Annotated in this window: 23 protein-coding genes; 13 read left to right on the plus strand and 10 right to left on the minus strand. The window is 67.5% G+C overall.

Translation table 11 applies throughout. The annotated features are described in order from the left end of the window. The first annotated feature begins 212 nt into the window (after positions 1–212). The 4 genes from MFF26_RS03365 to MFF26_RS03380 all read left to right on the plus strand — a co-directional run bounded on the left by MFF26_RS03365 (position 213) and on the right by MFF26_RS03380 (position 7,251). Complete coding sequence (locus tag MFF26_RS03365; protein WP_308447726.1) at positions 213–2,756, plus strand: sensor histidine kinase; 2,544 nt, start codon at positions 213–215, stop codon at positions 2,754–2,756. 250 nt (positions 2,757–3,006) lie between these two features. After that, positions 3,007–4,959 carry an acetate--CoA ligase gene (gene acs, locus MFF26_RS03370; protein ID WP_137828534.1) on the plus strand — a complete coding sequence of 651 codons (1,953 nt, stop codon included), beginning with the start codon at positions 3,007–3,009 and terminating at the stop codon, positions 4,957–4,959. 220 nt (positions 4,960–5,179) lie between these two features. Beyond that, on the plus strand, positions 5,180–5,566 hold the full coding sequence (locus MFF26_RS03375) for a DUF485 domain-containing protein (RefSeq protein WP_137828535.1): 387 nt from the start codon (positions 5,180–5,182) through the stop codon (positions 5,564–5,566). After that, the gene (locus MFF26_RS03380; protein WP_137828536.1) at positions 5,563–7,251 is read left to right on the plus strand and encodes a cation acetate symporter; all 1,689 of its coding nucleotides are present in this window, start codon (positions 5,563–5,565) and stop codon (positions 7,249–7,251) included. The genes MFF26_RS03375 and MFF26_RS03380 overlap by 4 nt, the downstream gene beginning before the upstream one ends. Before the next feature lie 245 nt (positions 7,252–7,496). On the opposite strand, the gene purH is transcribed toward MFF26_RS03380, so the two are convergent. The 3 genes from purH to sseA form a co-directional block, all read right to left on the minus strand. Further along, positions 7,497–9,095 (minus strand): bifunctional phosphoribosylaminoimidazolecarboxamide formyltransferase/IMP cyclohydrolase, encoded by a 1,599-nt coding sequence (purH, locus tag MFF26_RS03385; RefSeq protein ID WP_137828537.1) that lies wholly within the window; start codon positions 9,093–9,095, stop codon positions 7,497–7,499. A gap of 122 nt (positions 9,096–9,217) precedes the next feature. Continuing rightward, a complete protein-coding gene (locus tag MFF26_RS03390; RefSeq protein ID WP_137828538.1) occupies positions 9,218–10,927 on the minus strand; it encodes a heparinase II/III family protein in 1,710 nt (569 codons plus the stop codon). A 214-nt stretch (positions 10,928–11,141) separates the two neighbouring features. Continuing rightward, positions 11,142–11,993 carry a 3-mercaptopyruvate sulfurtransferase gene (gene sseA / locus MFF26_RS03395; RefSeq protein WP_137828539.1) on the minus strand — a complete coding sequence of 284 codons (852 nt, stop codon included), beginning with the start codon at positions 11,991–11,993 and terminating at the stop codon, positions 11,142–11,144. A 216-nt stretch (positions 11,994–12,209) separates the two neighbouring features. On the opposite strand from sseA, the gene MFF26_RS03400 reads away from it, so the two are divergent. From MFF26_RS03400 to gyrB, 8 genes are all read left to right on the plus strand, one after another. After that, positions 12,210–12,446 carry a hypothetical protein gene (locus tag MFF26_RS03400; protein WP_137828540.1) on the plus strand — a complete coding sequence of 79 codons (237 nt, stop codon included), beginning with the start codon at positions 12,210–12,212 and terminating at the stop codon, positions 12,444–12,446. A 247-nt stretch (positions 12,447–12,693) separates the two neighbouring features. Next, on the plus strand, positions 12,694–14,199 hold the full coding sequence (locus MFF26_RS03405; protein ID WP_137828541.1) for a DEAD/DEAH box helicase: 1,506 nt from the start codon (positions 12,694–12,696) through the stop codon (positions 14,197–14,199). Positions 14,200–14,271: 72 nt separating this feature from the next. Then, positions 14,272–14,457, plus strand: a complete 186-nt coding sequence (locus tag MFF26_RS03410; RefSeq protein WP_137828542.1) for a YegP family protein — start codon at positions 14,272–14,274, stop codon at positions 14,455–14,457. A 117-nt stretch (positions 14,458–14,574) separates the two neighbouring features. Then, positions 14,575–14,862, plus strand: a complete 288-nt coding sequence (locus tag MFF26_RS03415; RefSeq protein ID WP_137828543.1) for a hypothetical protein — start codon at positions 14,575–14,577, stop codon at positions 14,860–14,862. 181 nt (positions 14,863–15,043) lie between these two features. Then, positions 15,044–15,187: a hypothetical protein gene (locus tag MFF26_RS03420; protein WP_171015432.1), complete on the plus strand. Its 144-nt coding sequence runs from the start codon at positions 15,044–15,046 to the stop codon at positions 15,185–15,187. A 102-nt stretch (positions 15,188–15,289) separates the two neighbouring features. Then, entirely contained in the window at positions 15,290–15,694 is a 405-nt protein-coding gene (locus tag MFF26_RS03425) for an acyl-CoA thioesterase (protein ID WP_137828544.1), read from the plus strand. 72 nt (positions 15,695–15,766) lie between these two features. Further along, positions 15,767–16,411, plus strand: coding sequence for an MBL fold metallo-hydrolase (locus MFF26_RS03430; protein ID WP_238307464.1), 645 nt, complete (start codon positions 15,767–15,769; stop codon positions 16,409–16,411). A 227-nt stretch (positions 16,412–16,638) separates the two neighbouring features. After that, the gene (gene gyrB / locus MFF26_RS03435; RefSeq protein ID WP_137828546.1) at positions 16,639–19,086 is read left to right on the plus strand and encodes a DNA topoisomerase (ATP-hydrolyzing) subunit B; all 2,448 of its coding nucleotides are present in this window, start codon (positions 16,639–16,641) and stop codon (positions 19,084–19,086) included. A 196-nt stretch (positions 19,087–19,282) separates the two neighbouring features. Here the strand turns inward: gyrB and MFF26_RS03440 are convergent, their stop codons facing one another. Further along, entirely contained in the window at positions 19,283–19,990 is a 708-nt protein-coding gene (locus MFF26_RS03440; protein WP_137828547.1) for a sigma-70 family RNA polymerase sigma factor, read from the minus strand. 412 nt (positions 19,991–20,402) lie between these two features. Then, positions 20,403–21,182 (minus strand): trans-aconitate 2-methyltransferase, encoded by a 780-nt coding sequence (tam, locus tag MFF26_RS03445; protein ID WP_137828548.1) that lies wholly within the window; start codon positions 21,180–21,182, stop codon positions 20,403–20,405. A gap of 134 nt (positions 21,183–21,316) precedes the next feature. Between tam and mscL the strand changes: the two genes are divergently transcribed. Next, positions 21,317–21,748 (plus strand): large conductance mechanosensitive channel protein MscL, encoded by a 432-nt coding sequence (mscL, locus tag MFF26_RS03450; protein WP_137828549.1) that lies wholly within the window; start codon positions 21,317–21,319, stop codon positions 21,746–21,748. Positions 21,749–21,765: 17 nt separating this feature from the next. On the opposite strand, the gene MFF26_RS03455 is transcribed toward mscL, so the two are convergent. The 5 genes from MFF26_RS03455 to MFF26_RS03475 form a co-directional block, all read right to left on the minus strand. Continuing rightward, a complete protein-coding gene (locus MFF26_RS03455; RefSeq protein ID WP_137828550.1) occupies positions 21,766–22,050 on the minus strand; it encodes a hypothetical protein in 285 nt (94 codons plus the stop codon). Between the two features lie 213 nt (positions 22,051–22,263). Next, entirely contained in the window at positions 22,264–22,677 is a 414-nt protein-coding gene (locus tag MFF26_RS03460; protein ID WP_137828551.1) for a DUF1236 domain-containing protein, read from the minus strand. A 206-nt stretch (positions 22,678–22,883) separates the two neighbouring features. Then, positions 22,884–24,083 (minus strand): pyridoxal phosphate-dependent aminotransferase, encoded by a 1,200-nt coding sequence (locus tag MFF26_RS03465; protein WP_137828552.1) that lies wholly within the window; start codon positions 24,081–24,083, stop codon positions 22,884–22,886. Between the two features lie 63 nt (positions 24,084–24,146). After that, entirely contained in the window at positions 24,147–24,338 is a 192-nt protein-coding gene (locus MFF26_RS03470) for a hypothetical protein (RefSeq protein WP_137828553.1), read from the minus strand. 170 nt (positions 24,339–24,508) lie between these two features. Further along, entirely contained in the window at positions 24,509–25,915 is a 1,407-nt protein-coding gene (locus MFF26_RS03475) for an ATP-binding protein (RefSeq protein WP_373324342.1), read from the minus strand. Between the last annotated feature and the right edge of the window lie 8 nt (positions 25,916–25,923).

Genomic DNA, 25,923 nt, shown 5'->3' on the forward strand with positions numbered 1-25,923 from the left:
GCAGAAGCGGCCGGGAGGACCCAGTGGGGTGCGTCTCGCGGACGGCTCTCGCTGCGCCGCCGGGCCTGAAACGCGATGTCCGAATGGTTCGGGCGTCTTGATGTGAGGCACTCTTGACCAGGGTTCGGATGTCGGACCGCGCCGTTCAGGGACCCGTCTCGGACAGTGAAGCGACCGTCCGCCGCGCGATCGAGCGCTGGCGGAGCGATGTCATGACGGCACATCTCACGCGAGAGGGTGCCGCCTTCCTCGTGTTCGACCCGCGCGCCGAACGCCTCCTGCACGCGGCCGGGTCGGCCGCGGCGTACGGCGCGGGCATCGCGGCGATGGACGGCGTCGTGATGCCTGCCCTGCGTCTGGCCGATCAGGTTCAGCGTGCGGGTTCCCTCGGACCGCGCCCGCGCATGGTGCGCCTGCGCCTCGATCCCCGCGGCGTCGCCCCACCGGTCGTCGTCCTGCTGGCCCGCGCCATGCTCGACGAGGCGCGCGAAGCTCTCTTGCTTTCTCCCCTCGGAGCCTTGCCGGTTCTGCGGCCGGCGGAGGCGCCTTCGGAGTCGCATGGGCCGATTCCGTCCGATCTCGGATCCGAGGCATCGCCCGTCGCCGACGAGGCCGTGGGACGCCATGAGGAAGCGGCTCATGCGGAGGCGGCCCATGAGGCAGCCGCAGATCCGGGTCTGACGCCGATTGGGAAGGTCGCCGAGGATGAGGCAGCGTCCCGGCCTTCTTCCTCGCCGTCAGCCATCTCCGAGCCGCCGATCCGCTTCGTCTGGCGCAGCGACGGGGATGGGGTGCTGACTCATGTCTCGAGCACCCATCCTGATCTTGCCGCGGTGATCACCGGTCGTGCCTGGTCCGATCTCGCGGCGGACGGAATCGTCGAAGGCGCAGGTCTTGAGCCGCTGCTCCAACCGATTCAGCGCACGTTTCGGAGTCTGCCGCTCGTGGTGCGGGGACGCGCCTACGAACACGAGATCGAGATTAGCGGCGCCCCGATGGGTCGTCCGGGGCGCGAGGAAGCGGGTCTCGGTGGCTTCGCGTTGCTGCGTGGCCGTCATCCGCGACCCGAGGACGTGAGTGGGCCGCCGGACCTCGATCTGACCCGTGCGCCGCCGGAGGCGACCTCTCTCTCGGTCAACGAGCATGCGGCCTTCCGCGAGGTCGCACGTCTGCTGGGCCTCCGCTTCGCCCCGGACGAAACGACCGATCTGGGCGAGGTGTCGGACACCGAGCGGGTGGACGGTGTGTCCGGCGGTTCGGTCACGCCGTTTCCGACACCGCCGGCGCGCGCCGCCGAAGCGGAGGCTCGTGCCCGCGCCGCGATGGCCGAACTCCTCGAGCAACTGCCCGCCGGGGTACTGATCTATCGTGACGATGCCGTCCTGTTCGCGAGCCGCGCCTTCCTCGCGCTGACCGGCTACGCTGACCTTGCGGCCCTGCGAGAGGCTGGCCTGCGCCACCTGTTCCGTGGACTGCCACCGGACGAGCGGGGCGGCGCCTCGGGTTCGCCCATCCCCTTCGCGCGGGGCGATGGCGGTACCGCCGCTTTGACGGTGGATCACGCGCGGCTCGACTGGGATGGGGCGCCAGCCGCGGTTTGCCTCGCGCGCGCTATCGAGACCGAGAGGGCCGCCCCTCCGATTACGCCGAACGATGCGCGGCTGCGGGCCGAGAAGGTCTTGGACAGCCTCGAGGAGGGCGTCGTCACCCTCGACGCGGAGGGACGCGTGGTCGGGCTCAATCCGAGCGCGGCCGAACTGATTCATGCCCATCCGAAGGAGGTCGTCGGCGGGCGCTTCTCCGATCTGTTCGCCCCGGAGAGCCTGCCGGCGCTGGAAGCCGCCGTCACCGACTCGCGCCGTTCCGGCGCCAGCGAGCTTCGCGGCGTGACCGTGCGCTCGGGCGCAGCGGCCTTGCGGCTGCGCATCGCCCGGTTGTTCGGCGAGGACGCGCCCGGCTACTGCGCTTCCCTGAGGGAGATCCGCGACGAGGAGGTCGTGACCGCAGCGCAGCCCGCCCTGCCTCCCGCCGCGGTGCTTCCGGTCGCGTCGGAGCGCGAGGGTGCGGCGGATGCCTGGAAAGCCCGGGCGCTGGCCAGGGTCGGACGCGAGATACGGCCGTCACTCACCGCGATCCTTTCCCTGACGGACATGATGCTGTCGGACCGGTTCGACCGGGCCGATGGCGAGCGTCTGGAGGCGTATCTGCGCGAGGTGCGCCAATCCGGCGGCCGCATCGCTGCCATCCTGGACGATCTGCGAGACTTGGCGGCCCTCCAGGCCGGGCTCCATTTGAGCTTCACGCGGATCGGTCTCAACGACCTCGTTTCCGGCTGCATCGGCGCCATGCAGGCTCAGGCCGCCCGCGACCGGATCGTTGTGCGCACCAGCCTTGGCCCGGACCTGCCGCCCCTCCTCGCCGACGAGCGCTCCATCCGTCAGGCCGCCCTATCCGTGATCGGCAATGCCATCCGGGTCTCGGAGGCGGGCGGCCAAGTCATCGTCTCGACGACCCTGGCAGATCCCGGCGAGATCGCCCTGCGGGTCCGCGATACCGGCCCCGGAATGTCCCCGGCGGCGCTCAACGGTGCCCTCGAACCCTTCCGCGAAGGGGGCGATCCGGTTCCGGAGGCCGAGGGCGGCGGTTTCGGCCTGACACTCACTAAGGCGCTCGTCGAGGCCAATCGTGGCCGGTTCCGCATCGGCAGCCGCAAGGACGAGGGCACCCTCGTGGAGATGATTTTCCCGGCCGCCTGACCCTTGCCCTTCGGCACGATCTACTCCGTTGAGAGCAATCGGCATTCGCGGCGAACCTGCCCTGAGCAAGGTTCGCCCACGCTATTAAGTCGTCCATAAGAAAATTTTGTACAACTTGATTGCACAAAATCCCCGAACTCGACTTTTTGGCGCTTGCCGGCCCTCTTCACATGCGATTAAGAGTTTCTTGGAAGCCCCGGCTGCGTGCACCGGCACGATACGATCGGGCACCGTTCAGGGAAGAAACGACATGAGCGAGAAGGTCATCGACGTTCAGGATGCTTGGCGCGAGCGGGCACTGATCGACGACGCCAAGTACAAGGATATGTACACCGCGTCCGTCTCCGATCCCGATGCATTCTGGGCCGAACACGGCAAGCGCATCGATTGGTCGACGCCCTTCACCAAGGTCAAGAATACCAGCTTCGCTCCGGGTAATATCTCGATCAAGTGGTTCGAGGACGGGAAGACCAACGTCGCCCTGAACTGTATCGATCGGCACCTCGAGACCCGCGGTGATCAGACCGCGATCATCTGGGAAGGCGACGATCCGAACGAGTCCAAGCACATCACCTATCGGCAGCTTCACGCGGAAGTGTGCCGGATGGCCAACGTCCTGCGCAATCGCGGCGTCGGCAAGGGCGACCGCGTCACGCTGTATCTTCCGATGATCCCCGAGGCCGCCTACGCGATGCTGGCCTGCGCCCGTCTCGGCGCCATCCACGCCATCGTTTTCGGCGGCTTCTCGCCGGACTCGTTGGCGAGCCGCATCAATGGCTGCGGCTCGAAGGTCGTCATCACGGCGGATGAGGGTCTGCGCGGCGGTCGCAAGGTGCCGCTCAAGGCCAATGTCGACGAGGCGATCAAGCGGGTCGAGAAGGACCTGGTCGAACACGTCATCGTCGTGCAGCGCACCGGTGGCAACGTCGCCATGGAGCCCGGCCGTGACGTCTATTACCACGAGGCGGCCGAGCAGGTCACGGACGATTGCCCGGCCGAGGCGGTCGATGCCGAGCACCCGCTCTTCATCCTCTACACGTCAGGCTCGACCGGCCAGCCGAAGGGCGTGGTGCACACCACCGGCGGCTATCTCGTCTACGCTTCGATGACCCACCAATACGTGTTCGATTATCACGATGGTGACGTCTACTGGTGCACGGCGGATGTCGGCTGGGTCACGGGGCACAGCTACATCGTCTACGGTCCCCTCGCGAACGGCGCGACCACGCTGATGTTCGAGGGCATCCCGACCTATCCGTCGAACTCCCGTTTCTGGGAGGTGGTCGACAAGCACAACGTCAACATCTTCTACACGGCGCCGACGGCGATCCGCTCGCTGATGGGTGGTGGCGAAGGCCCGGTGAAGAAGACCTCGCGCAAGTCCCTGCGCGTGCTGGGTTCGGTCGGCGAGCCGATCAATCCAGAAGCTTGGGAATGGTACTACAACGTGGTCGGCGAGCAGCGCTGCTCCATCGTCGATACTTGGTGGCAGACCGAGACCGGCGGCATCCTGATCACCCCGCTGCCCGGTGCCACCAAGCTCAAGCCCGGCTCGGCAACCCGTCCGTTCTTCGGCGTGCAGCCGGTCATGGTCGACGCCGAGGGCAAGGAACTCGAGGGCAAGTGCGAGGGCAACCTCTGCATCAAGGATTCATGGCCCGGCCAGATGCGCACCGTTTACGGTGACCACGAGCGCTTCGAGCAGACCTACTTCTCGACCTACAAGAACCTCTACTTCACCGGCGATGGCGCGCGCCGCGACGACGACGGCTATTACTGGATCACCGGCCGGGTCGACGACGTCATCAACGTGTCCGGCCACCGCATGGGCACGGCCGAGGTCGAATCCTCGCTGGTCGCTCATCCGAAGGTGTCGGAGGCCGCCGTCGTGGGCTACCCGCACAACGTCAAGGGTCAGGGCATCTACGCCTACGTCACCCTCAACGAGGGCCTGGAGGGCGACGACACCCTTCGCAAGGAACTCGTGACCTGGGTGCGCAAGGATATCGGCCCGATCGCCTCGCCGGATCTGATCCAGTTCGCACCGGGCCTGCCCAAGACCCGCTCGGGCAAGATCATGCGCCGCATCCTGCGCAAGATCGCCGAGGACGATTTCGGCTCGCTCGGCGATACCTCGACCCTCGCCGAGCCGGCGGTGGTCGATGACCTGATCGAGAACCGTCAGAACCGCGCCAAGGCCTGAGGCGGGACCCGGACGAGGCACCTGAGACAAACGTCCTCCTCCCCCTCTCCGGGGAGGAGTTTGAGGTGGGGAGGCAGTGCTACGCCACGCTGCCGAACCCGACCCTTCCGCCCTTCCGAGGAAGGGAACGCGGCGCTGCGCCGCCACTTTCAACCGAAACCATAAAAGTAACCAACCGCCGGCCCGCGCGACGGGGCGGAAACGGATGGGAGGAGATTCCATGAGCGTTGTTCACACGGCAGGTCCGCCCGCGACCTCCGATGCCCGCACCTTGCACGGTGCCGGCGCCCTCGACATGCCCGAGCCCGATCACCGGCTCGACCGGGTGTCGCAGCATCCGATTTTTCAGACGCTGGTCCAGGAACGCAACCGCTACGCCTGGGTGCTGACCGGCCTGATGCTGTTCGTCTATTTCGGCTTCATCGGTCTGATCGCCTTCGACAAGGCTCTGCTCGCCACCAAGGTCGGCGGCACCGCCTCGCTCGGCTTCTACATGGGCATGTTCGTGATCGTCTTCGCGTTCATCCTCACCGGCATCTACGTCGCCCGCGCCAACACCCGTTTCGACCGGCTCTCGGCCGACCTCGCCCGGAGCCTCGCGAAATGATCCGTCTTCTCTCCCTCCTCGCCGCCGGCCTCGCGCTCGGCGCGGCTCCGGCGCTCGCCGCCGGGCCGGATCTGGGCCAGGTCCAGCAATCGGCCACGAACTGGCCGGCCATCGGCATGTTCCTGTTCTTCGTGCTGTTCACGCTCGGCATCACCTATCGAGCCGCGAAGGGCTCGAAATCGGCGGCCGATTTCTATGCCGCGGGCGGCGGCATCTCGGCGGGCACGAATTCTCTGGCGATCGCCGGCGACTACATGTCCGCGGCGTCCTTCCTCGGAATTTCCGGCCTCGTCTACACCTCGGGCTTCGACGGGCTGATTTACTCGACCGGCTTCCTCGTCGGCTGGCCGATCGTGCTATTCCTCATCGCCGAGCGCCTGCGCAATCTCGGCAAGTTCACCTTCGCGGACGTGGCGAGCTTCCGCCTCGACCAGACCTCGATCCGCATCATCTCGGCGACCGGCACGCTCGTCGTCGTGGCCTTCTACCTGATCGCTCAGATGGTCGGCGCGGGTAAGCTGATCCAGCTCCTGTTCGGTCTGCCCTACCTCTACGCTGTGGTGCTCGTCGGCGCGCTGATGATCATCTACGTCGCCTTCGGCGGCATGAAGGCGACGACCTGGGTGCAGGTCATCAAGGCCTGCCTGCTCCTCGGAGGGGCGACCTTCATGGCCGGCGCCGTGCTCTATCGGTACGGCTTCAGCCCGGAGAAGCTGTTCGCCACGGCGGTGCAGACGCATCCCAAGGGCGATTCCATCATGGCGCCCGGCGGCCTCGTGACGAACCCGATCGACTCGATCTCGCTCGGCGTCGGCCTGATGTTCGGTACCGCCGGCCTGCCGCACATCCTGATGCGCTTCTTCACGGTCTCTGACGCTCAGGCCGCCCGCAAGTCGGTGTTCTACGCCACCGGCCTCATCGGCTACTTCTACATCCTCACCTTCATCATTGGCTTCGGCGGCATCGCCCTGCTGATGTCGGATCCGAGCTACTTCAAGCTCGGTGCCGACGGCACGACCTACGACAAGATCAAGGACATGATCGGCGGCACCAACATGGTCGCGGTCAATCTCGCCAATGCCATCGGCGGTCCGTACTTCCTCGGCTTCATCTCGGCGGTGGCCTTCGCGACCATCCTCGCGGTGGTGGCGGGCCTGACGCTGGCCGGCGCCTCGGCGATCAGCCACGATCTCTACGCTCAGGTCTTCGCCCGTGGGCGGACGACGGAGAAGGCCGAGGTGAACCTGTCGAAGGCCTCCGCCGTCGGCATCGGTATCGTCGCGATCGTCCTCGGCTACATCTTCGAGAATCAGAACGTCGCCTTCATGGTCGGCCTCGCCTTCTCCGTGGCGGCGAGCTGCAACTTCCCGGTTCTCGCCATGTCGATCCTGTGGCGCGGCACGACCACCTGGGGGGCGCTGATCGGCGGTCTCGTCGGGCTCGTGGCGGCGGTGACCATGGTCGTGCTGTCCGACGCCGTCTGGGTGAAGACCTTCGGTCATCCGGTGGCGCTCTTCCCCTACGCCAATCCGGCCCTGTTCTCGATGCCGCTCGCTTTCGTGACGATCTGGGTGGTTTCGACGATCGACCGGACCCGCCGCGGCAACCGCGAGCGCGCCGCCTTCGACGCCCAGTACGTGCGCTCGGAGACCGGCATCGGCGCTGCGGAAGCGCACGCGCACTGATTGGCGCGCAGGGATCGAAACGAAGAAGAGCCCCGCCTCATGGCGGGGCCCTTCTTCGTTTGACTGAGGTTCCAGGGGCCAAGAGTTCGTTTGGGCGGGTCACCTGAGGGCACCTAGCAAGTTCGGCGAGTCGTCGCGCGTTCCCAGGAAAGGATCATCTCCTCGGAAGCCCGGATCCTCCCTTCGAACGGGCGCTCTCCGCATCGGACCGAAAACGGACCATGGGCCGTCAAAGAACCGGGGCACTAGTGCCGGAAGTGGCGCACCCCGGTGAACACCATCGCGAGACCCGCCTCGTCGGCGGCTCGGATCACGTCGTCGTCGCGCATCGAGCCGCCCGGCTGGATGACCGCCGTGGCACCGGCCTCCGCCGCGGCGAGCAGGCCGTCAGGGAAGGGGAAGAAGGCGTCGGAGGCGACCGCCGAGCCCTTGGCGAGGCTCTCGGCCAAGCCGAGACTTTTGGCGGCTTCGGCCGCCTTGCGGGCGGCGGTGATCGAGGAATCGACCCGGGACATCTGACCGGCGCCGATGCCGACCGTTGCACCGTTCTTCGCGTAGACGATGGCGTTCGACTTGACGTGTTTGGCCACGCGATAGGCGAAGATCATGTCGGCGCGTTCGGCCTCGCTCGGCTGGCGCCGGGTCACGACCTTCAGGGCCATGTCGTCGACGACCGACGCGTCGCGTCCCTGCACGAGGAAGCCGCCCGCCACCGTGCGGACGGTCTCGCCGGCCGCACGCGGATCGGGCAGGCCGTCGGCCAGCAGCAGCCGCAGGTTCTTCTTGGCGCCGATGATGGCCTTCGCCTCGTCCGATGCGTCGGGGGCGATGATGACCTCGGTGAAGATCTCCACGATCCTGCGCGCGGCCTCGGCATCGAGAGGGCGGTTCAGGGCGACGATGCCGCCGAAGGCTGACGTCGGATCGCAGGCCAGCGCCCGCTCGTAGGCCGTGAGGAGATCGGCACCCTCCGCCACGCCGCAGGGATTGGCGTGCTTGATGATCGCCACCGCCGCCGTACGGGCCGGGTCGAACTCGGCGACGCATTCATAGGCCGCGTCGGTATCGTTGAGGTTGTTGTAGGACAGTTCCTTGCCCTGGACTTGTCGCGCGGTGGCGATGCCGGGGCGCAGCGTGCCGGGCAGACGGTAGAAGGCCGCCGCTTGGTGCGGATTCTCGCCGTAGCGCAGGCTCTGGCCGAGGCGACCGCCCAGGGCGCGAAAGGCGGGGGCCTCCTGGGTCGGCACCTCTGCGGCGAGCCAATTGGCGATGGCGGCGTCGTAGGACGCCGTGCGGGAGAAGGCCTTCTGCGCCAACCGGCGACGGGTTGCGGCGCTGATGCCGCCTTCGCCCGCCCGCATCTCGTCGAGCAGGGCGGAGTAATCGGCCACGTCGACCACCACCGCCACGTCGGCGTGGTTCTTGGCCGCCGCGCGGATCATCGCCGGCCCGCCGACATCGATGTTCTCGACGCAGTCGTCGTAGGCCCGCCCCGCCTTCAGGGTCTCCTCGAACGGGTAGAGATTGACGACGAGCAGGTCGATGGCGCCGATGCCGTGAGCGGCGAGCGCTGCCTGATGCTCGGGATTGTCGCGGACGGCGAGCAGACCGCCATGGACTGCCGGGTGCAGGGTCTTCACCCGCCCGTCCATCATCTCGGGGAAGCGCGTCAGCTCAGCGACCTCGGTCACGGTGAGCCCGGCCTCGGACAGCGCCCGGTGGGTGCCGCCCGTCGAGACCAGCTCGACCCCGAGGCCGGCGAGGGCGGTCGCGAATTCGACGAGACCCGTCTTGTCCGAAACGGAGAGGAGGGCGCGGGTCACCCGGATGTGGTCGCGCGGCATCGTGGTCGCCTGTGTCGCAGAGGAAATTTTTCGCGCGGTAGCACGATGTGGGCGGGGCGGCCAGTTGCGCTGCGGCAAGTGCCAACAGGTCCACACCGGTTTGGCCCGAGTTGCCGAGCGTCTCAGAGCCGCCCGATCCGCCAGCGCACCCGCGCCTCATCCGTCACCGTCAGGTGGAGCACGATCTGCGCCGTCCGTCGGGCGCCGACCACGCCCGCGAAGTAGACGCTCTCCTCGATCACGAGGTCCGCTCCCTCGGCCGTAAAAAGCCAGGTCTCGCCGGTCGGCAGGGTCAGCGTGATCCCACCCGCCTCTTCCGCGCGGGCATCGACGGCCGAATGCAGGTGGAACCGCACCGCCACGGCACGGGGCCGTCCGCCGTGGCGGCCTTCCCGGAGGAAGGCATCCTCCCCGTCGAGACAGTCCGGATCGGACGCGAGGCGCCAGCGCCGCTCATGGATCACGCCGAAATCGGCGAGGTAGCCGTCATGGCGGGCCGCGAGCACCGAGGCCCCCGGCTCGGTCCGCCGCTCGACCGTTACGGGGCCCGGCCCGCCCAACACCACCGGTCCGCGCCGGGCGAGCAGCCAAGCGGTGGCCAAGCGTCCCCCGAAGGGGCCCGACGTCTCACCGAGGAAGCGGCAGGACGAAGCATCGGCCACCGTCGCGGTCGAATGGGCGGCGGTGCTGCGGGCCATGCGGCGCAGCTCGGCCCCGCTCGCCGGCATGCCGCAATTGACGACGATGCGCTGCGCACCGCTCGACAATTCGAAGGAAAGACAGCCTGCACAGGCATTGCGTGACTGCGACAGGGGCGGCGGCGCACCGACGTCGCAGACGACCACGATGCGGCCCGTCTCCAGCCGGGCGTAGCCCGAATGCGGCCCGTGCATCAGGGGCTCGGTGCCGGCCCCGTCATAGACGAGAAGCGTGGCGAGATGGTCCGCGGCGGTCACGCCCATCCCGTTGAAATGGCTCAGAGAGGCGTCGCCGTGGCGCAGCAGGCGCAGGGCGGGCAGCATCCGGTCGACGGCGCGCAGCAGCGCCTCCGGAGGATCGACGCTGCGGCTGAGGAAGCTCTGGCGCAGGGGAAGCAGGTCGAGGAGAAGCTCCATGGCGAAGCGCGGATCACGGGAGCGATGGCCGCCATCGGGCAGGATCTGCCGGTCGAGCTCGCGCACGAGGATCCGCGTGGCCCGGCGCAGGATCGCCTCGATTCCCTCGCAGCAGAGTCCCGCATAGGTCAGAGCCACCGCCGCCAGCAGCCGAGATTGCGGCGGAGCCGAGCGACGCAGCGAGATCTCCAGATCCCGCGCGCCGCGCCCGACGGTCTTGAGGAAGGCTTGGTAGAAGGCGTGATCGGCCCCCTCCAGCACGAGGGGGGATTGGCACAGGAAGGAGATCAGCCGTCGCGCGGCCACCGGCACCGGACTGGCGCGGGCGGCATCGCCCCGGCCGCTCATGAAATCCGAGACGAAGGCCCGGGCATTGGCGCGGGCGAGCGCGGTGTCGGCGGCGCGCAGGTGGCGCAGCCAGCCGAAGCCGTAGAGCGCGTCCGCCCATTCGGGGGAGGGAGGATCGTAGTCGAAGGGCGAGCGCCCGCTCACCACCAGGGATCGGCCGGCGAAGACGAACAAGCCCGCATAGATGTCGTCCGCCAGAGAGGCGTCGCTCGTGCGCAGATCGTGAGGGGCGATGACGAGACCGGTCACTCGGGCGCGCGGGAGGATCTCCGGCCGCGCGGTGAGGCGCCCGAACCGGTTTCGGGTGGCGCGCCGGATTTCCTGCCCGACCAAGCGATAGAGCTGCAAGCGATGGGGCCGTCTGGCCAAGCCGTCCCCTCCCGACCGCTGTCGCGGGCTGCCGATCCCTCTGCGCGGCGCGCGGCCGAGCTTAGGGCGACCCTCTTAACCGGTCGTTAAGCCTGTGTCGCGCCGCTGTGAGGGCGCTCGCTTTTCCGCTTGTTGGTAACCACGACCGCGGCGACCGAGAGCGAGACGAGGCTCGTTTCCGTCCCGCGCGGCGCATCTTCGATGCAGCGGAGGCTCAGCGCGTCGGCCCCGTCTCGACCGGGCGCTGCTGGTCCGAGCCCCATTCCGACCACGAGCCGTCATAGAGGGCGCGGGGCGGGCGACCCAAAGTCTCCAGGGCGAGGGAGACGATCGCGGCGGTCACGCCCGAGCCGCAGGTGGTGATGACCGGCTGGTCGAGATCGACGCCCGCCTCGGCCATGGCGGCGCGCAGGGACGTCTCGTCCCGGAGCCGGCCGTTGGCCTGCAGAGCTGCGTAGTGGAGGTTCTTCGCACCCGGCATATGACCGGGGCGGACGCCGGGGCGGGGCTCGGCCTCCTCACCGCGGAAGCGGGGACCGGAGCGGGCATCGACGAGTTGCGCGCCCCCATCCGCCAGCGCCCGGGCTACGTCGTCCGCATCGGCGACGGCGCTCCCGTCCAACCGGGCGGTGAAATGACGCCGATCGCGCGGGCGACCTTCCCCCTCTTCCGTCGGGTATCCCGCCGCCAGCCAAGCGGGCAGACCGCCTTCGAGGAGCACCACGTCGCGCATGCCGTAGGTGCGCAGCATCCATCGGACCCGCGGCGCCGAGAACAGGCCCATGCCGTCATAGACGACGACCTGGGCTCCGTCGCCGACGCCGAGCGCCCGCATTTTCGACGCGAAGACTTCGGGCCGCGCCAGCATATGGGGCAGGGGGGATTCGGTATCGCTCATTGCATCGAGATCGAAGCGGATCGCGCCGGGGATATGGGCTGCGCGGTATTCCGCCTTGGCGTCACGGCCTTGGGCCGGCAGATACCAAGAGGCGTCGAGCACCACGATATCGGGTGCGCTGAGGTGCTGGTACAGCCAGTCCGGCGTGACGAAGGGCGATGTCGCCATGATGTCCTCGCTTGCGCACGAGCCCGCGGATATGCCTCACCCGCTCCGTCATCGCCTGGGGATGCGGCGGCGTTGCGGGCGCTTTAAGAGGCACGCGACATCACCACATCCGGCATCGGCGCGCATTCGGCAAGGCCGGCATGAGGTTTCCCGCCGCGTCACGGCGCCCGTTCGGGCGTTTCCCGCGGCCCCGTCATTCCGAGGATCGAAGTTCGCGTGCGAGAGACCTACCACATCGAGGTGCTCGGCCCCGAGGAAGACGGGGCGCCGGGCGGCGTCCAGCAGCGGATGACGGTGCGAACCGACACGCCGGACGGCGCGGCCGAGCGCGCCCGCCGCCTCTTCGCGCGGGCGCGGGTGCCGCAACGCTCGGGCCCGGCGGCGGAGGCGGTACGGGTCCTCGACGGCGCGGGTACGGAAGTCTTCCGAATGAGCCGTTACGACGAGGGCTAGCCTTCGCCCGCATTGACTTCGCACCCGCAGCATCGCATATCGCGTCTGCAGCGTCAGCGGCTCCGAGCCGCTTGAGGGGGCTGCGTGACGGTTCGCGCCGCTTGAAGGTGCGCCCCGGCCCCTCTCTTCAACGTGCATGCACCCCGGATCGCCCCATCACGCGGGCAATCCCTCGCACCATCGGACCCGATACCTCGTCCGCGCGCATCGCCGGGCCGCGGGTTCCGCTGCATTGAGAAGTACCGACTTGACCCAATTCACCGATTTCGGCCTCGCCCAGCCCGTTCTCCGGGCTCTCGCGGAGGCCGGCTACACGGCGCCGACGCCGATCCAGGCACAGGCCATCCCGCCGGCCATGGAAGGCCGCGACCTGTGCGGCATCGCCCAGACCGGCACCGGCAAGACGGCGGCCTTCGCGCTGCCGATCCTGCATCGCCTCTCGCTCTCGACCCGGCGGGCCCCGCGCCGCGGCTGCCGCGTGCTCGTGCTCTCGCCGACCCGTGAGCTCGCCAGCCAGATCGCCGAGTCGTTCTCGGATTACGGCCGGCATCTGCCCTACACCAACACCGTCGTGTTCGGCGGCGTGAATATCGGCCGCCAGGAGCGGGCGGTGGCGCCGGGCGTCGACATCCTCGTCGCGACGCCGGGCCGGCTGATCGACCTCGTCGACCGCCGCGCGCTGACGCTGGAGGGCGTCGAGATCCTCGTCCTCGACGAGGCGGACCAGATGCTCGATCTCGGCTTCATCCATGCGCTGAAGCGCATCGTGAAGATGCTGCCGCGGGAGCGTCAGAGCCTGTTCTTCTCGGCCACCATGCCGAAGAACATCGCCGGACTCGCCGATCAATACCTGTCGAGCCCGGTGCAGGTCGCCGTCACGCCGGTCGCGACGACGGCCGAGCGCGTCGAGCAGCAGGTCATCTTCTGTCACACCGGCGCCAAGCAGGCGCTGCTGGGCCACATCCTGCGCGATCCCAAGATCGAGCGCGTGCTGGTCTTCACCCGTACCAAGCACGGCGCCGACCGTGTCGTGCGCGGCCTCGACAAGGTCGGGATCGCGGGCGCGGCGATCCACGGCAACAAGAGTCAGCCCCAGCGCGAGCGGGCGCTCGCCGCCTTCCGTGACGGCTCATGCCGGGTGCTGGTGGCGACCGACATTGCCGCCCGCGGCATCGACGTCGAGGGCGTGACGCATGTGGTGAACTACGATCTGCCGAACGTGCCGGAATCCTACGTCCATCGCATCGGTCGCACCGCGCGCGCCGGGGCGGAAGGTCTCGCCATCTCGTTCTGCAACGACGAGGAGCGCGCCTATCTGCGCGATATCGAGCGGATCACCCGTCAGAAGGTGCCGGTCGTCGGCTTCCCCGAGGGGTTCGTTCCGCCGTCCCGTCAGGAGGCGGCCGAGACCGCTGCGGCGGAGGAGCGGCGTCCGCCGCGTCAGCCCCAGGGCCGTCCCGGCCAGCGTCAGGGCCACGGTCGCCCCGGCGGCGGTCGCGGCCAGGAGGCCCGTGGCGGTGGCCGTCCCGGCGGTCAGCCCGGTCGCGACCAGCGGGCCGAGCCGCGCCAGGACGGACGCGGCGGCCAGCCTCACCGCGGCAACCAGCCCCGCCCCGAGCGGATCGCGGAGGGCGGCCAGCGGCGGCCCGACGGGCGTCCCGGCAACCGCCAGGGCCAGCAGCGTCCGGCCCGTCCGGGCGGCGGCGAGGGGGGACGGTCCATCGGTTGGCTCGATCGCTCGCCGCGCTCGTAACCTTCCCATGATCTTGCCCTAGATCTCACCGGGCCGGGGCATCGCTCCGGCCCGACGTTTTTGGAGGTCTCAATGCGGTTCGAACTCTACCGGGATGCCGCCGGCGAGTGGCGTTGGCGCCTGCGGGTGCAGAATGGCAACGTCATCGCCGATTCCGGCGAAGGGTACGTGCGTCGCGAAGATTGCGAGCACGCGATCGCGCTGGTGAAACGCAGCGGTGAGGCCTCCACCGTCGATATGACGACGAAGATCGCCTGACCGAATCGGTGGAAAAGTCCCGGCGGGACGAAACCGTCCGGCTTCCTGTGACGTTCCAGCCCGCGCGGGTGACGCAGAGATGCGCCCACTCGCGCCTGTCGCAGAGGGAACGTCGACTTGATCAGGACATTGTTGCTCGCCGCGCTGATGGCGCTCGGCCTCGCTGTCGCCGCCCCGCAGGGCGCATCCGCCGCACCGGTCGGCCCCTCGGCCGCCCTGCTCGCCGAAACCGCGCCGGCCACGGTCGAAAAGGCGCAGTACTACTACCGCCGTCGCGGTTGGGGTCCGCGCCCCTATTACGGCCGCCGCTTCTACGGACCGCGCCCGTTCTACCGCCGTCCTTACTACGGCCGCCGCTTCTATGGCCCGCGCCGGTTCTATGGCCCGCGTCGGTTCTACTACTAAGATCTGACAGCCCCGTGCCGTCGAGAACCCGGAGCCGTGCGGCTCCGGGTTTTTTCGTGACACGTGCTCTGCATCATGATGCCGTTTCAACTGGTCTCCCTATAGTTCCGAGCCGTTTCGCGGTAGGATCCTGCCGATGTGAGACGGGCCGCGTCAGTTGGGCCGCTCCGGAGGAAGCCCGATGAACGATCTCGTGGCGCGTCTGCGGCGCGCCGAGGCGCAGCCTCGCGCGTGGTCCTGGCAGGACATTCCCCTCGAAGTGCTGATGTGCGCCGCTGCGATCTTCCTGGCGGCCGGTCTGAAGCTTGCGGGGCTCACTCCGTGACGTCCTGGCGCTGGACGACCCCTAGTGCGACCGCGAAGGGCGTGCTTGGCTTACGTTTGAGCGACGGCAGCGGTGAGCGGACTGGCGCGGGGGAGGGGAGCGATGACGCAAGCGAGCGAGGCGACCGAGGAGCAGCCCACAGGTGATCTAACGGTGCGCACCATCGCGATGCCCGCCGACACCAACGCCAACGGCGATATTTTCGGCGGATGGGTGCTGTCGCAGATGGATCAGGCGGGCGGGATCGCCGGCGTCGAGCGGGCCCAGGGTCGGGTCGTCACCGTCGCCGTCGAGGCCATGACGTTCATCCGACCGGTTCGCGTGGGCGACGTGCTCTGCGTCTACACGCGGGTCGACAAGGTCGGACGCACCTCGATGAAGATCCATCTCGAAGCCTGGGCGCGTCGGTTCCGGACGCAGCTGCGCGAGAAGGTCACCGAGGCAACCTTCACCTTCGTGGCGATCGACGATGAGGGCCGCCCGCGACCGATCCCCTTGGAGGGCTAAGCTGCGTTTGGCGCCGGGCCTTCGAGCGGGCTAGAACAGGCATCCGTTCCGAGACACATCCGAAGAGCCCGCATGTCCGCCACGCCCCGCGCCGCGATCATTCCGGTGACGCCGTTCCAGCAGAACTGCACCCTGATCTGGGACGACGCGACCAAGGTCGGCGCCGTCGTCGATCCCGGCGGCGATCTCGACCGGATCGAAGCCGCGATCCGTGGACAGGGTGTGACGGTCGAGAAGATCCTGCTGACCCACGGCCATATCGACCATGCCGGAGGCGCCGCGGAGCTGAAGGAGCGTCTCGGCGTGCCGGTCGAGGGGCCGCACGAGGCCGACCGCTTCCTGCTCGATTCATTGCCCGACACCGGAGCGAATTACGGGATCGACGGCGCCCGCGCCATCACACCCGACCGCTGGCTGAACGAGGGCGACAGCGTGACCGTCGGCGGCCTGACCTTCGCCATTCTGCATGCCCCCGGCCACTCGCCCGGCAGCGTCGTATTCGTCAGCCGCGATGCGCGCTTCGCCCTGGTGGGCGACGTGGTGTTCCAGGGTTCCGTCGGGCGCACCGATCTGCCCGGTGGTAATCACGAGCAACTGATCAAGGCGATCAAGGACAAAGTCCTCCCGCTCGGCGACGACGTCGCTTTCATTCCGGGGCATGGGCCGACCGGTACGCTCGGCCAGGAGCGTCTGACGAACCCGTTCCTGCAGGGTTGAGGGAGGATGTCGGCCCGCTCGCCCTTCCGGCGACGGGCCTCTGCGATCCTAACTGACGCTTAACGGAAAAGGGGCAGAAAAGTCGGGTGCAACGCCACCAATGCGGCGCAAAAAACGATGCAAAATCAGGGGGGAACGCCTATATGAATCCGGCACGGACATAGCAGGCACGCCCGGCCCGGCCGGGTTTGAAAATAGGCTCACGAGCCGCCTGCCCGAGGAATTTGATGGCTGACTCCCCGAATACCGATCACGCCGACAGCTACGGCGCGGAATCGATCCGCGTGCTCAAGGGCCTGGATGCCGTCCGCAAGCGGCCCGGCATGTATATCGGCGATACCGACGACGGCTCAGGCCTTCACCACATGATCTACGAGGTGGTGGACAACGCCATCGACGAGGCGCTCGCGGGCCACGCGGACCTCGTGACCGTCACGCTCAATGCCGACGGCTCCGTGACCGTTTCGGATAACGGGCGCGGCATCCCCACCGACATCCACAAGGAGGAGGGGGTCTCGGCGGCCGAGGTCATCATGACCCAGCTGCATGCGGGCGGTAAGTTCGACCAGAATTCCTACAAGGTCTCGGGCGGCCTGCACGGCGTCGGCGTTTCCGTCGTCAACGCGCTCTCGGTCAGCCTCAAGCTGCGGATCTGGCGGGCCGGCAAGGAGCACCGCATGGAGTTCCGCCACGGCGACGCGGTCGCGCCGTTGGAAGTGGTGGGCCCGGCGGGTGATCGGCGCGGCACCGAGGTGACGTTCACGCCCTCGCCCGAAACCTTCACGATGGTCGAGTTCGACTATCCGACCCTCGAGAAGCGGCTTCGGGAACTCGCCTTCCTGAATTCCGGCGTCCGCATCGTCCTCACCGACGCGCGCCACGCCGAGCACAAGCGCGAGGAGCTCTGCTACGAGGGCGGCGTCGAGGCGTTCGTGCGCTATCTCGACCGCTCCCGCAAATCCGTCGAGGGCATGGCCAAACCCGTCACCGTGCTCGGCGAGCGCGACGGCATCCGCGTCGAGGTGGCGTTCTGGTGGAACGACTCGTTCAACGAGACGGTGCTGCCGTTCACCAACAACATCCCGCAGCGCGACGGCGGCACCCATATGGCGGGGTTCCGTGCGGCGCTCACGCGCCAGATCACCGGCTACGCCGAATCGTCGGGCATCGCCAAGAAGGAGAAGGTCTCGCTCACCGGCGACGATTGCCGCGAGGGCTTGACCGCGGTCATCTCCGTGCAGGTGCCGGATCCGAAATTCTCGTCGCAGACCAAGGACAAGCTCGTCTCCTCCGAGGTGCGTCCGGCGGTCGAGAACATCCTCAATGAGGGCCTCTCGACCTGGCTTGAGGAGAACCCGTCCCAAGCTCGCTCGGTGATGGCCAAGGTGGTGCTGGCGGCCGCGGCCCGCGAGGCTGCCCGTAAGGCGCGTGAGACCATTACCCGTAAGGGCGCGCTCGACATCGCCTCGCTGCCGGGCAAGCTGGCGGATTGCCAGGAGCGCGATCCGACCAAGTGCGAATTGCTTCTGGTGGAGGGCGATTCCGCCGGCGGTTCGGCCAAGCAGGGGCGCGATCGGACCTTCCAGGCGGTTCTCCCGCTGCGCGGCAAGATCCTGAACGTCGAGCGTGTGCGCGCCGACCGGATGCTGTCCTCGGCCGAGATCGGCACGCTGATCACTGCGCTGGGCGCCGGTATTGGCCGCTCATCGACCGACCGTGAAGGCTTCAACCCGGACAAGCTGCGCTATCACCGCATCATCATCATGACCGATGCGGACGTGGACGGTTCGCACATCCGGACGCTGCTGCTGACGTTCTTCTTCCGCCAGATGCCGGAACTGATCGAGCGCGGCCACCTCTACATCGCCCAACCGCCGCTCTATAAAGCTGAGCGCAGCCGCAAAGTCCTCTACCTCAAGGACGAGCGGGCGCTCGAAGATTACCTGATGGATCAGGGCGTCGAGGGCGCCGTGCTGCGGCTCGCCTCCGGCACCGAGTTCGGCGGTGCACAGCTCAAGACCCTGGTCGAGGAGGCCCGCTCCTTCCGCGGCATCCTGCACGGGCTCCACACCCGCTACGATCGTGCCGTGGTGGAGCAGGCGGTCCTGGCCGGAGCCTTCGATCGTGAGGCGGCGGAGAATCCCGGCGAAGCGGAGGTCCTGGCCGACCGCACCGTGAAGCGCCTCGACGCCATCGCCGACGAGATCGAGAAGGGTTGGACCGGGGAGGCTTCGGAGGGGGGCTACGTCTTCAGCCGGACTTTGCGCAGCGTCAAACAGGTCGCCGCTCTCGATGCCTCACTCATCGCGTCGCAGGAAGCACGCCGCTTCGCGGAGCGGGCCGAGGCACTCCGGGAGATCTACGCCGAGCCGGTGACGCTCGCCCGCAAGGGCGACGAGACGGTGCTGCACGGTCCCGTCGGCCTGTTCGAGGCCGTGATGGCCTTCGGCCGCAAGGGCCTTCAGCTCCAGCGCTACAAGGGCCTCGGCGAGATGACGGCCCAGCAGCTCTGGGAAACGACGCTCGACCGCGACGTGCGCTCGCTTCTGCAGGTGAAGGTCAAGGACACGACCGACGCCGACGATCTGTTCGTGAAGCTGATGGGCGACGTGGTAGAGCCGCGGCGCGAATTCATCCAGGAGAACGCCCTGAGCGTCGCCAATCTCGACGTCTGATCGAGGATGCGGCGGCGCGCGACAGCCGCGCCGTCATCGCGAGGCGGAGCCGACGCCATCAAGGGCTCCGCAGCTTACGGTGAAGTCAGAACCGTTCTTGGGGCGAGCCGCCCTTGTCGGCCGAGTCGCGCTCGGATTCGTTTCGGCTCTGCCTCGCTTGGACGGCCTTGGGTAGAGACCGAGGCCGTCCGCTCCTTCAGGCTCGCGCCGATGCCAATCCGTTCGGGAGACCTTCGAAGGATTCCGTCAGGAAGGCACGGGCCCGGCTGACCCGGCTCTTGACCGTGCCGACTTGGCAGCCGAGACGCTCGGCCGCTTCCTCGTACGTAAAGCCTTCGGCGCCGACGAGCAGCAAGGCCTGACGCTGCGGAAGGGGCAGGGTTCCGATCAAATTCATCACCATCCGCAGGCCGGCGGCATGTTCCTGATCGGCCTGTGTGGTCAGCGTACCGGCATGGGTGCCGTCGGCGTCCTCGACCTCGCGGCGGCCCTTGCGAACCTCCGTGTAGAACTGGTTGCGCAGGATCGTGAACAGCCACGCGGTGAAGTTGGTGCCCGGCGTGAACCGCTCCCGGTTGGCCCAGGCCTTCACCATCGTTTCCTGAACGAGATCGTCGGCGCGGCTCGGATTGGCCGTCAGCGAGATCGCGAAGGTACGCAGCATCGGCAGGGCCTTCACGAGATCGTCGCGAAAGACCGTCTCCATCCGCCCGCCATGGGCGGCCAAGGCGATCTCGACGCGAGCCATCAGCTCACCGAGTCGACCGGGGAGGGGGGCCTGCGCGGCGACGGCGAAGTAGTCGCGCAGCGCCATTGCCAGATGGCCGGGTACGGCCTTCGTGGCATCCTGTCGATCTGCCGCGAGCAGATCTTCGCCCTCGGCGTGCGTCGGTCGGTCAGTCATCCTGGCTTTGGCCTCGACTACGGCTTAGCTTGCTAGAAGAATTCCAAGTTCGATACCAATCAAAAAATGAACTGATGCTAAACGAAGCCGTAACGGTACAGATACTTATCCCTCCTGCTGGTCGCCGGCACCTGCGCAGCTTCGCGGTATAGCGGGCAAACTTGCGGCCGAGCTTACTGTTGACGCTCCAAGCGGGGCGGTAATCCCTGCTGTCCGAGGAGGGTCGATGTCAGCCAGCGCTCCCAAGGCGGGCGGAGCCCGCCGTCGATCGGCATGTCCGCGAATGCGGTTGGGCGTTCAATGAATCGGATTGGGCTCTCCGCCTGACAACGCAACGGCTCTGCACCGGACATCGATCATCCGCGATGGAACATCTGCCGGGTAAGCCGTCGAGCAAAGCGAGCCGCCCGCGTCAGGCGGTCCGCTGAGCGATTAGAAAGAGCCGCGGGAAGGCGAGGAGGACGCGTCCGTCGTTCCGCGTCGGATAGGCCTCACACAGGGCCTGCTCATAGCTGGTGAGGAAGCCGGCGCGATGCTCGGCCGAGAGCGGCGCCAGGAACGGGCGGAGGCCGGTTCCCTGGAGCCAAGCGACGATGGCGCCCGCACCGGCGAGGGGATGGAAATAGGTCGTGCGCCAGAGATCGACGGTGCTGCACCCGGCCCCGCGCAGCAGGTCGTCATAGGCGTCGACCGCGAGGATCGGGGTGCGCGCGGCAGCCGGGTCGCCGATCGATGCGGCCCATGGACCGTTCGCGGCGACCTCCCGCATCAGCCGATGCGAAGGCTCGTCGAGATTGTCCGGCATCTGCAGGGCCAAGCAGCCGCCGGGGCGCAGCTGCCGGACCAGACGCGGCAGCAGCGTCGCGTGATCCGGTAGCCATTGCAGGACGGCATTGGCGAAGATCAGATCGGGCGGAGCCTCGGCGTGAAAATCCCGGATGTCCGCCGCGACGAAGCGCAATCCGGGAAGGTCGCGGCGCGCCTGTGCCAGCATATCGGGCGCGCTGTCGACGCCAACGATATCGGCTTTGGGAAAGCGCTGCGCCAGGAGCGCCGTACTGTTCCCCGGCCCACAACCGAGATCGATCACCCGATCCGCCGTACCGAGGGGCACGTGAGCGAGGAGATCCGCCGCGGGTCGGGTGCGTTCCTGGGCGAAGCGAAGATACTGGGCCGCGTTCCAGTCCGACATGCTCGCCTCCGAAGCAGGCGCGGTGTGTCGTGACAGATTACACAGTGGACGGGCGAACGCAGCCACTTGGCGGGGCGGCACGGTCTTGTCAGCCTCCAACGCGATTGCAGCCGGATACAACCGGGAGAGAGAACATGCTTGAGGAATTCAAGAAATTCGCCTTGCGCGGCAACGTGGTCGATCTCGCCGTCGGCGTCATCATCGGCGCAGCCTTCGGCGCCATCGTGAATTCGTTGGTGCAGGACGTGATCATGCCAATCATCGGCGCGGTGACGGGCGGCCTCGATTTCTCGAACTACTACATCCCGCTCTCGTCGAAGGTGCAATCGGGGATGGCCTATGCCGACGCCAAGAAGGTCGGCGCGGTGATTGGCTACGGACAGTTCCTCACACTCGCCGTCAACTTTACGATCGTGGCCTTCGTGCTGTTCATGGTGATTCGCGCAATGAACGCGCTGAAGTCACGGGAAGAGGCGAAGCCCGAACCGGTCGCGGAGCTGCCCGCGGACGTGAAGCTGCTGGGAGAAATCCGCGATCTCCTGGCTGAGCGCCGGTCGAACCCCTGAGGGTCTGAGAACAGAGGCTATTCCGGCCGGCGTGGCTTGTCTTCGGGAAGGGCCACGCCGAACGCATCGAGGATGCGCTCAAGAGCCTGCTCGACGGCTTCGGTGCCTTCCTCGTGGGTCTTGAGACGCGTCTCAAGGCGCTTGATCTGCGGTTCGAACTTCACTGGCACTTCGGGTTCGTCGCCGAGGAAGCGCGGGCCGGGCGTTTCGACCGTATAGACGGTGCGCAATTCATGGCCGAGATGATCACGAACGGATTCCGGCAGCGGGGCTGCATCGGATCTCTCGTCGGGGGCGCTCATCGTCTGTCCTGCTAGGGTTTGGCCGGCCTTGCACCTGTCAACGGACGAAAACGGATAAGCGTTGCGTGCTTGTGGGACCGAGCTTCGTTTGAAGATCGGCTTCGATGATGGGACGAAGGAGCCGATTATCTCGGCGCAAAAGAAAACGGCCCCGGCGCAGGAGCGCCGGGGCCGGTCAGCGGCGCTGCCTCTCGGCAGCGCACTTGAGACGTCTTACTCGATGACTTCGATGATGCGGTGACGGCCGTCGACCAGCACCGGACGGTCGTTGACGACGGTGTAGCGGGTGCCGCGGGCCACGCTGTACTCGCCGGGGACGTCGTAATAGGTCACGCCCGAGTTCGGCAGCACGGTGCCGACGGCAACGCGGCCATCGTAATCGTAGGAGCGGACGTTGCGCTCACGAACGTAGGAGCGGAAGCGCGGACGATCCTCGACACCGAGAATGCCGCCGATCGTGCCGGTGGCCGCGCCGACCGCACCGCCGACGATCGCGCCGACCGGGCCGGCCGCATCCGCGCCGTCCTGCGCACCGCGCTCGGCACCGCGCAGCGTGCCCTGGGCCTGAGCGGCCATCGGCAGCGCGAGAGCAAAAGCCGAAACGGCCAGAAGGGTCTTGATCTTCATTCGTGCATCTCCGTCCTAGTGACGTCCGCCGCCTGTCGTCTGCAGCGAAGCATGGCCGGACAACGCCGCACCCGGCGATTGGGATGCATGAAAAATCGAGAAAGGCTGAGATTATCCCCTGCTGCGCGATTTGGGGGCAGTTCTTTCAAGGACTCTCGGCGGCAGAACGAAAACTGTTGGTATCACGCCGACGATGGTCACGAGCCTCATCGGCTGGTTGAGGATTTATGCCCGCTCGTCCGTGCCAGGAACGTCTTCATCCGCTCCAAAGCCCGTGTGATATTCTCGGGTGAGTTGGCGTAGGACAGGCGGAGATAACCCTCGCCGTACACGCCGAAATCGGGTCCACCGATCACCGCGACCCCCGCCTCCTCCAGAAGGGCCTTAGCCAGCGTCTTGGCTCGCCAACCGGTCTCGGTGATGTTCGGGAAGGCGTAGAATGCGCCCTTCGGCGTGATGCACGAAACGTTCGGCAGCGCGTTCAACCCCTCGACCACGAGGCTGCGACGCCGGTCGAATTCGGCGACCATCGCGGCAACGCAGTCCTGCGGTCCGTCCAGCGCCGCGATCCCGGCCCATTGCGTGGCAGCGTTCACGCAGGAATGCGAATTGACCGCGAGCTTGCGCGCCGCATCGTAGAAGGGCTTGGGCCAAACCGACCAGCCGAGCCGCCAGCCGGTCATCGCATAGGTCTTCGAGGCGCCGTCGAGATAGATCAGCCGATCGCGGATTCCTTCGTAGGCCAGCAGCGAATGATGGGCCTGCCCGTCATAGGTCATGGTGCCGTAGATCTCGTCGGACAGAACGGCGATGTCCGGATAAGCGGCCAGTCCCTCGACCAGGGCGTCGATCTCGGCTTTCGGCGTGACGCCGCCGGTCGGATTGGCCGGTGAATTCACGATGAGAAGACGCGTGCGCTCCGTGACGAGCGAGAGGGTTTCCTCGGCGGAGAACGCGAATCCGTTCTCTTCCCGGATCGGCACGGGCACCGGAGTCGCCCCCGTGAACGCGATCATGGATCGGTAGATCGGGAATCCGGGATCGGGATAGAGGATCTCAACGCCGGGCGCGCCGAACATCAGGATCGCCATGAACATGGTGACCTTGCCGCCCGGTACGATCATCACCGAATCCGGTGAGACCTCGACGCGGTGGCGGCGCTGGATGTCGCGCGCGACTGCCTCGCGCAGGGGCGTGATGCCGATGGCCGGCGTGTAGCCGTGATGCCCGTCGCGCAGCGCCTTGATGCCCGCCTCGACGATATGGGGCGGTGTCGGCATATCCGGCTGGCCAATGCCGAGATTGACGATGTCACGGCCCTGCTCGGCCAGCGCGCTGGCGCGAGCCAGAACGGCGAAGGCGTTCTCCTCGCCGATCCGTTCGAAGGAGGGAACGACCTGCGGCATGGCCTCTCTCCTTCACCCATTGACCCGCGCAGCGCCTCATCCGGAGCGGCGCGGAGACGATGCTCAGGCGTTCGAGCGATCGGCCAGCTTGCTCGCGGCGAAGGACATCGCACCACCGACCACGAACAGGATCGCGAAGGTCTTCACCGCGTCCTTGAACAGCAGGGGCTCGATGCCGGTATCCGTGAACAGCACGGCGAGCACCGCGCCGATCGGCAGGAGCAGGAGAGCCGAGAGCGGCACCAGCGGGTTCATTCCACAACACTCACGTTGGCGGGGCGGCGCAGCGACCCGGATCGAAACAGATTGCGTGACGGTCTTTAGCACCCCCTCTCCGGCCAAGGAAACTCCCGCCAAGCCGGATTTCGTCGACAAGCGGAAAGGACGCGCCGGAACGAGGCTGCGTCGGACCCACGACGACGTCGTTAGGCCGGAATGCGCACCTGCGCCCGGAGGCCTCCGAGCGGACCGTCATGTAGCGTGACGTCGCCGCCATGGGCCCGCGCGATATCGCGGGCGATGGCGAGGCCGAGCCCCGATCCGCCGGCATCCTGGCGCGCATCGTCGAGGCGCACGAACGGCTTGAACACGTCCTCGCGGCTCTCCACCGGGATGCCCGGACCGTCGTCGTCGATGCAGACGAGGAACGAACGGTGCTCGCGCTTGCCCGAGATCGCCACCGCCTCGCCGTAGCGCGCGGCGTTGGCCGCGAGGTTGAACAGGCAGCGCCGCATGGCGTCCGGCCGGACGGTGACGAGGGGGCTGCCCTCCAGTTCGACGGCGTCGACATGGGCGCCGAGGCGCTCCACATCGCTGCGCAGATCCTCCAGCATCACCCGCATGTCGGTGACGCCCGCCGTCTCCGCGAGATCGCCCCGGGCGAAGGCGAGGTAGCCTTCGAGCATGCGGCTCATCTCGTCCACGTCCCGGCGCAGATCCTCGACCTCCGGGGTCTGCTCCACCAGTTCGAGGGAGAGCTTGAAGCGGGTGATGATCGTGCGCAGGTCGTGGGACACGCCGTTGAGCATCGTCGTGCGCTGCTCCATCGCCCGCTCGATGCGCCGCTTCATCTCGATGAAGGCGTGACCGGCCTGGCGCACCTCGCGTGCGCCGCGAGGCTTGAACTCGATCTCGCGGCCCTTGCCGAAGCCCTCGGCTACCGCGGAGAGCCGGAGAATCGGCTTGATCTGGTTGCGCAGAAACAGGATCGCGACGCCGAGCAGCACCAGCGACGAGCCGATCATCCACAGCAGGAAGATGTGCGAGTTCGACGCGTAGGCCTGGCTGCGCCGGGCGACGATCCGCATCACCCCGTCGGGGATCGCGACCCGGATCTCGATCAGATTCGAGCGCCCGACCGTATCGATCCAGTAAGGCCGCTTGATCTGGCGCTTGATCTCGTCCGAGAGGGCCTCGTCGAGAATGGAGAAGAACGGCCGCGGACCGGGCGTCGGAAGCTTGGCGTCTTTCAAGATGTCGAGGTCGAGGTTCAGCCGCTCACCCGCGATGCGGGTGATGGTCTCGGCGTTCCGATCCTGGGGATAGGTCTCGTAGATGTCGATCAGGGCGGCGATGTCGGCGGTGACGGAGGCCGAGAGACGGCGCGTCACGAGCTGCCAGTGCCGCTCCATGAAGGTGTAGGCGATCACCGACTGGAGCAGGACGACGGGGGCGATGATGATGATGAGCGAGCGGGCGTAGAGACCTTTGGGCAGCACGTCCCCGATCCGCCGCCCGAGGCGACGCCACGCCCGGTAGACCGGGCCCCAGGCACCGCCGAGCGCGCCCGGCCGGTGGGCTGGGGCCGGAAGAGGATCGACGGGCCCCGCCACGGGCGGCT

This window comes from Methylorubrum suomiense, from assembly GCF_022179765.1.
Taxonomy (GTDB): Bacteria; Pseudomonadota; Alphaproteobacteria; order Rhizobiales; family Beijerinckiaceae; genus Methylobacterium; species Methylobacterium suomiense.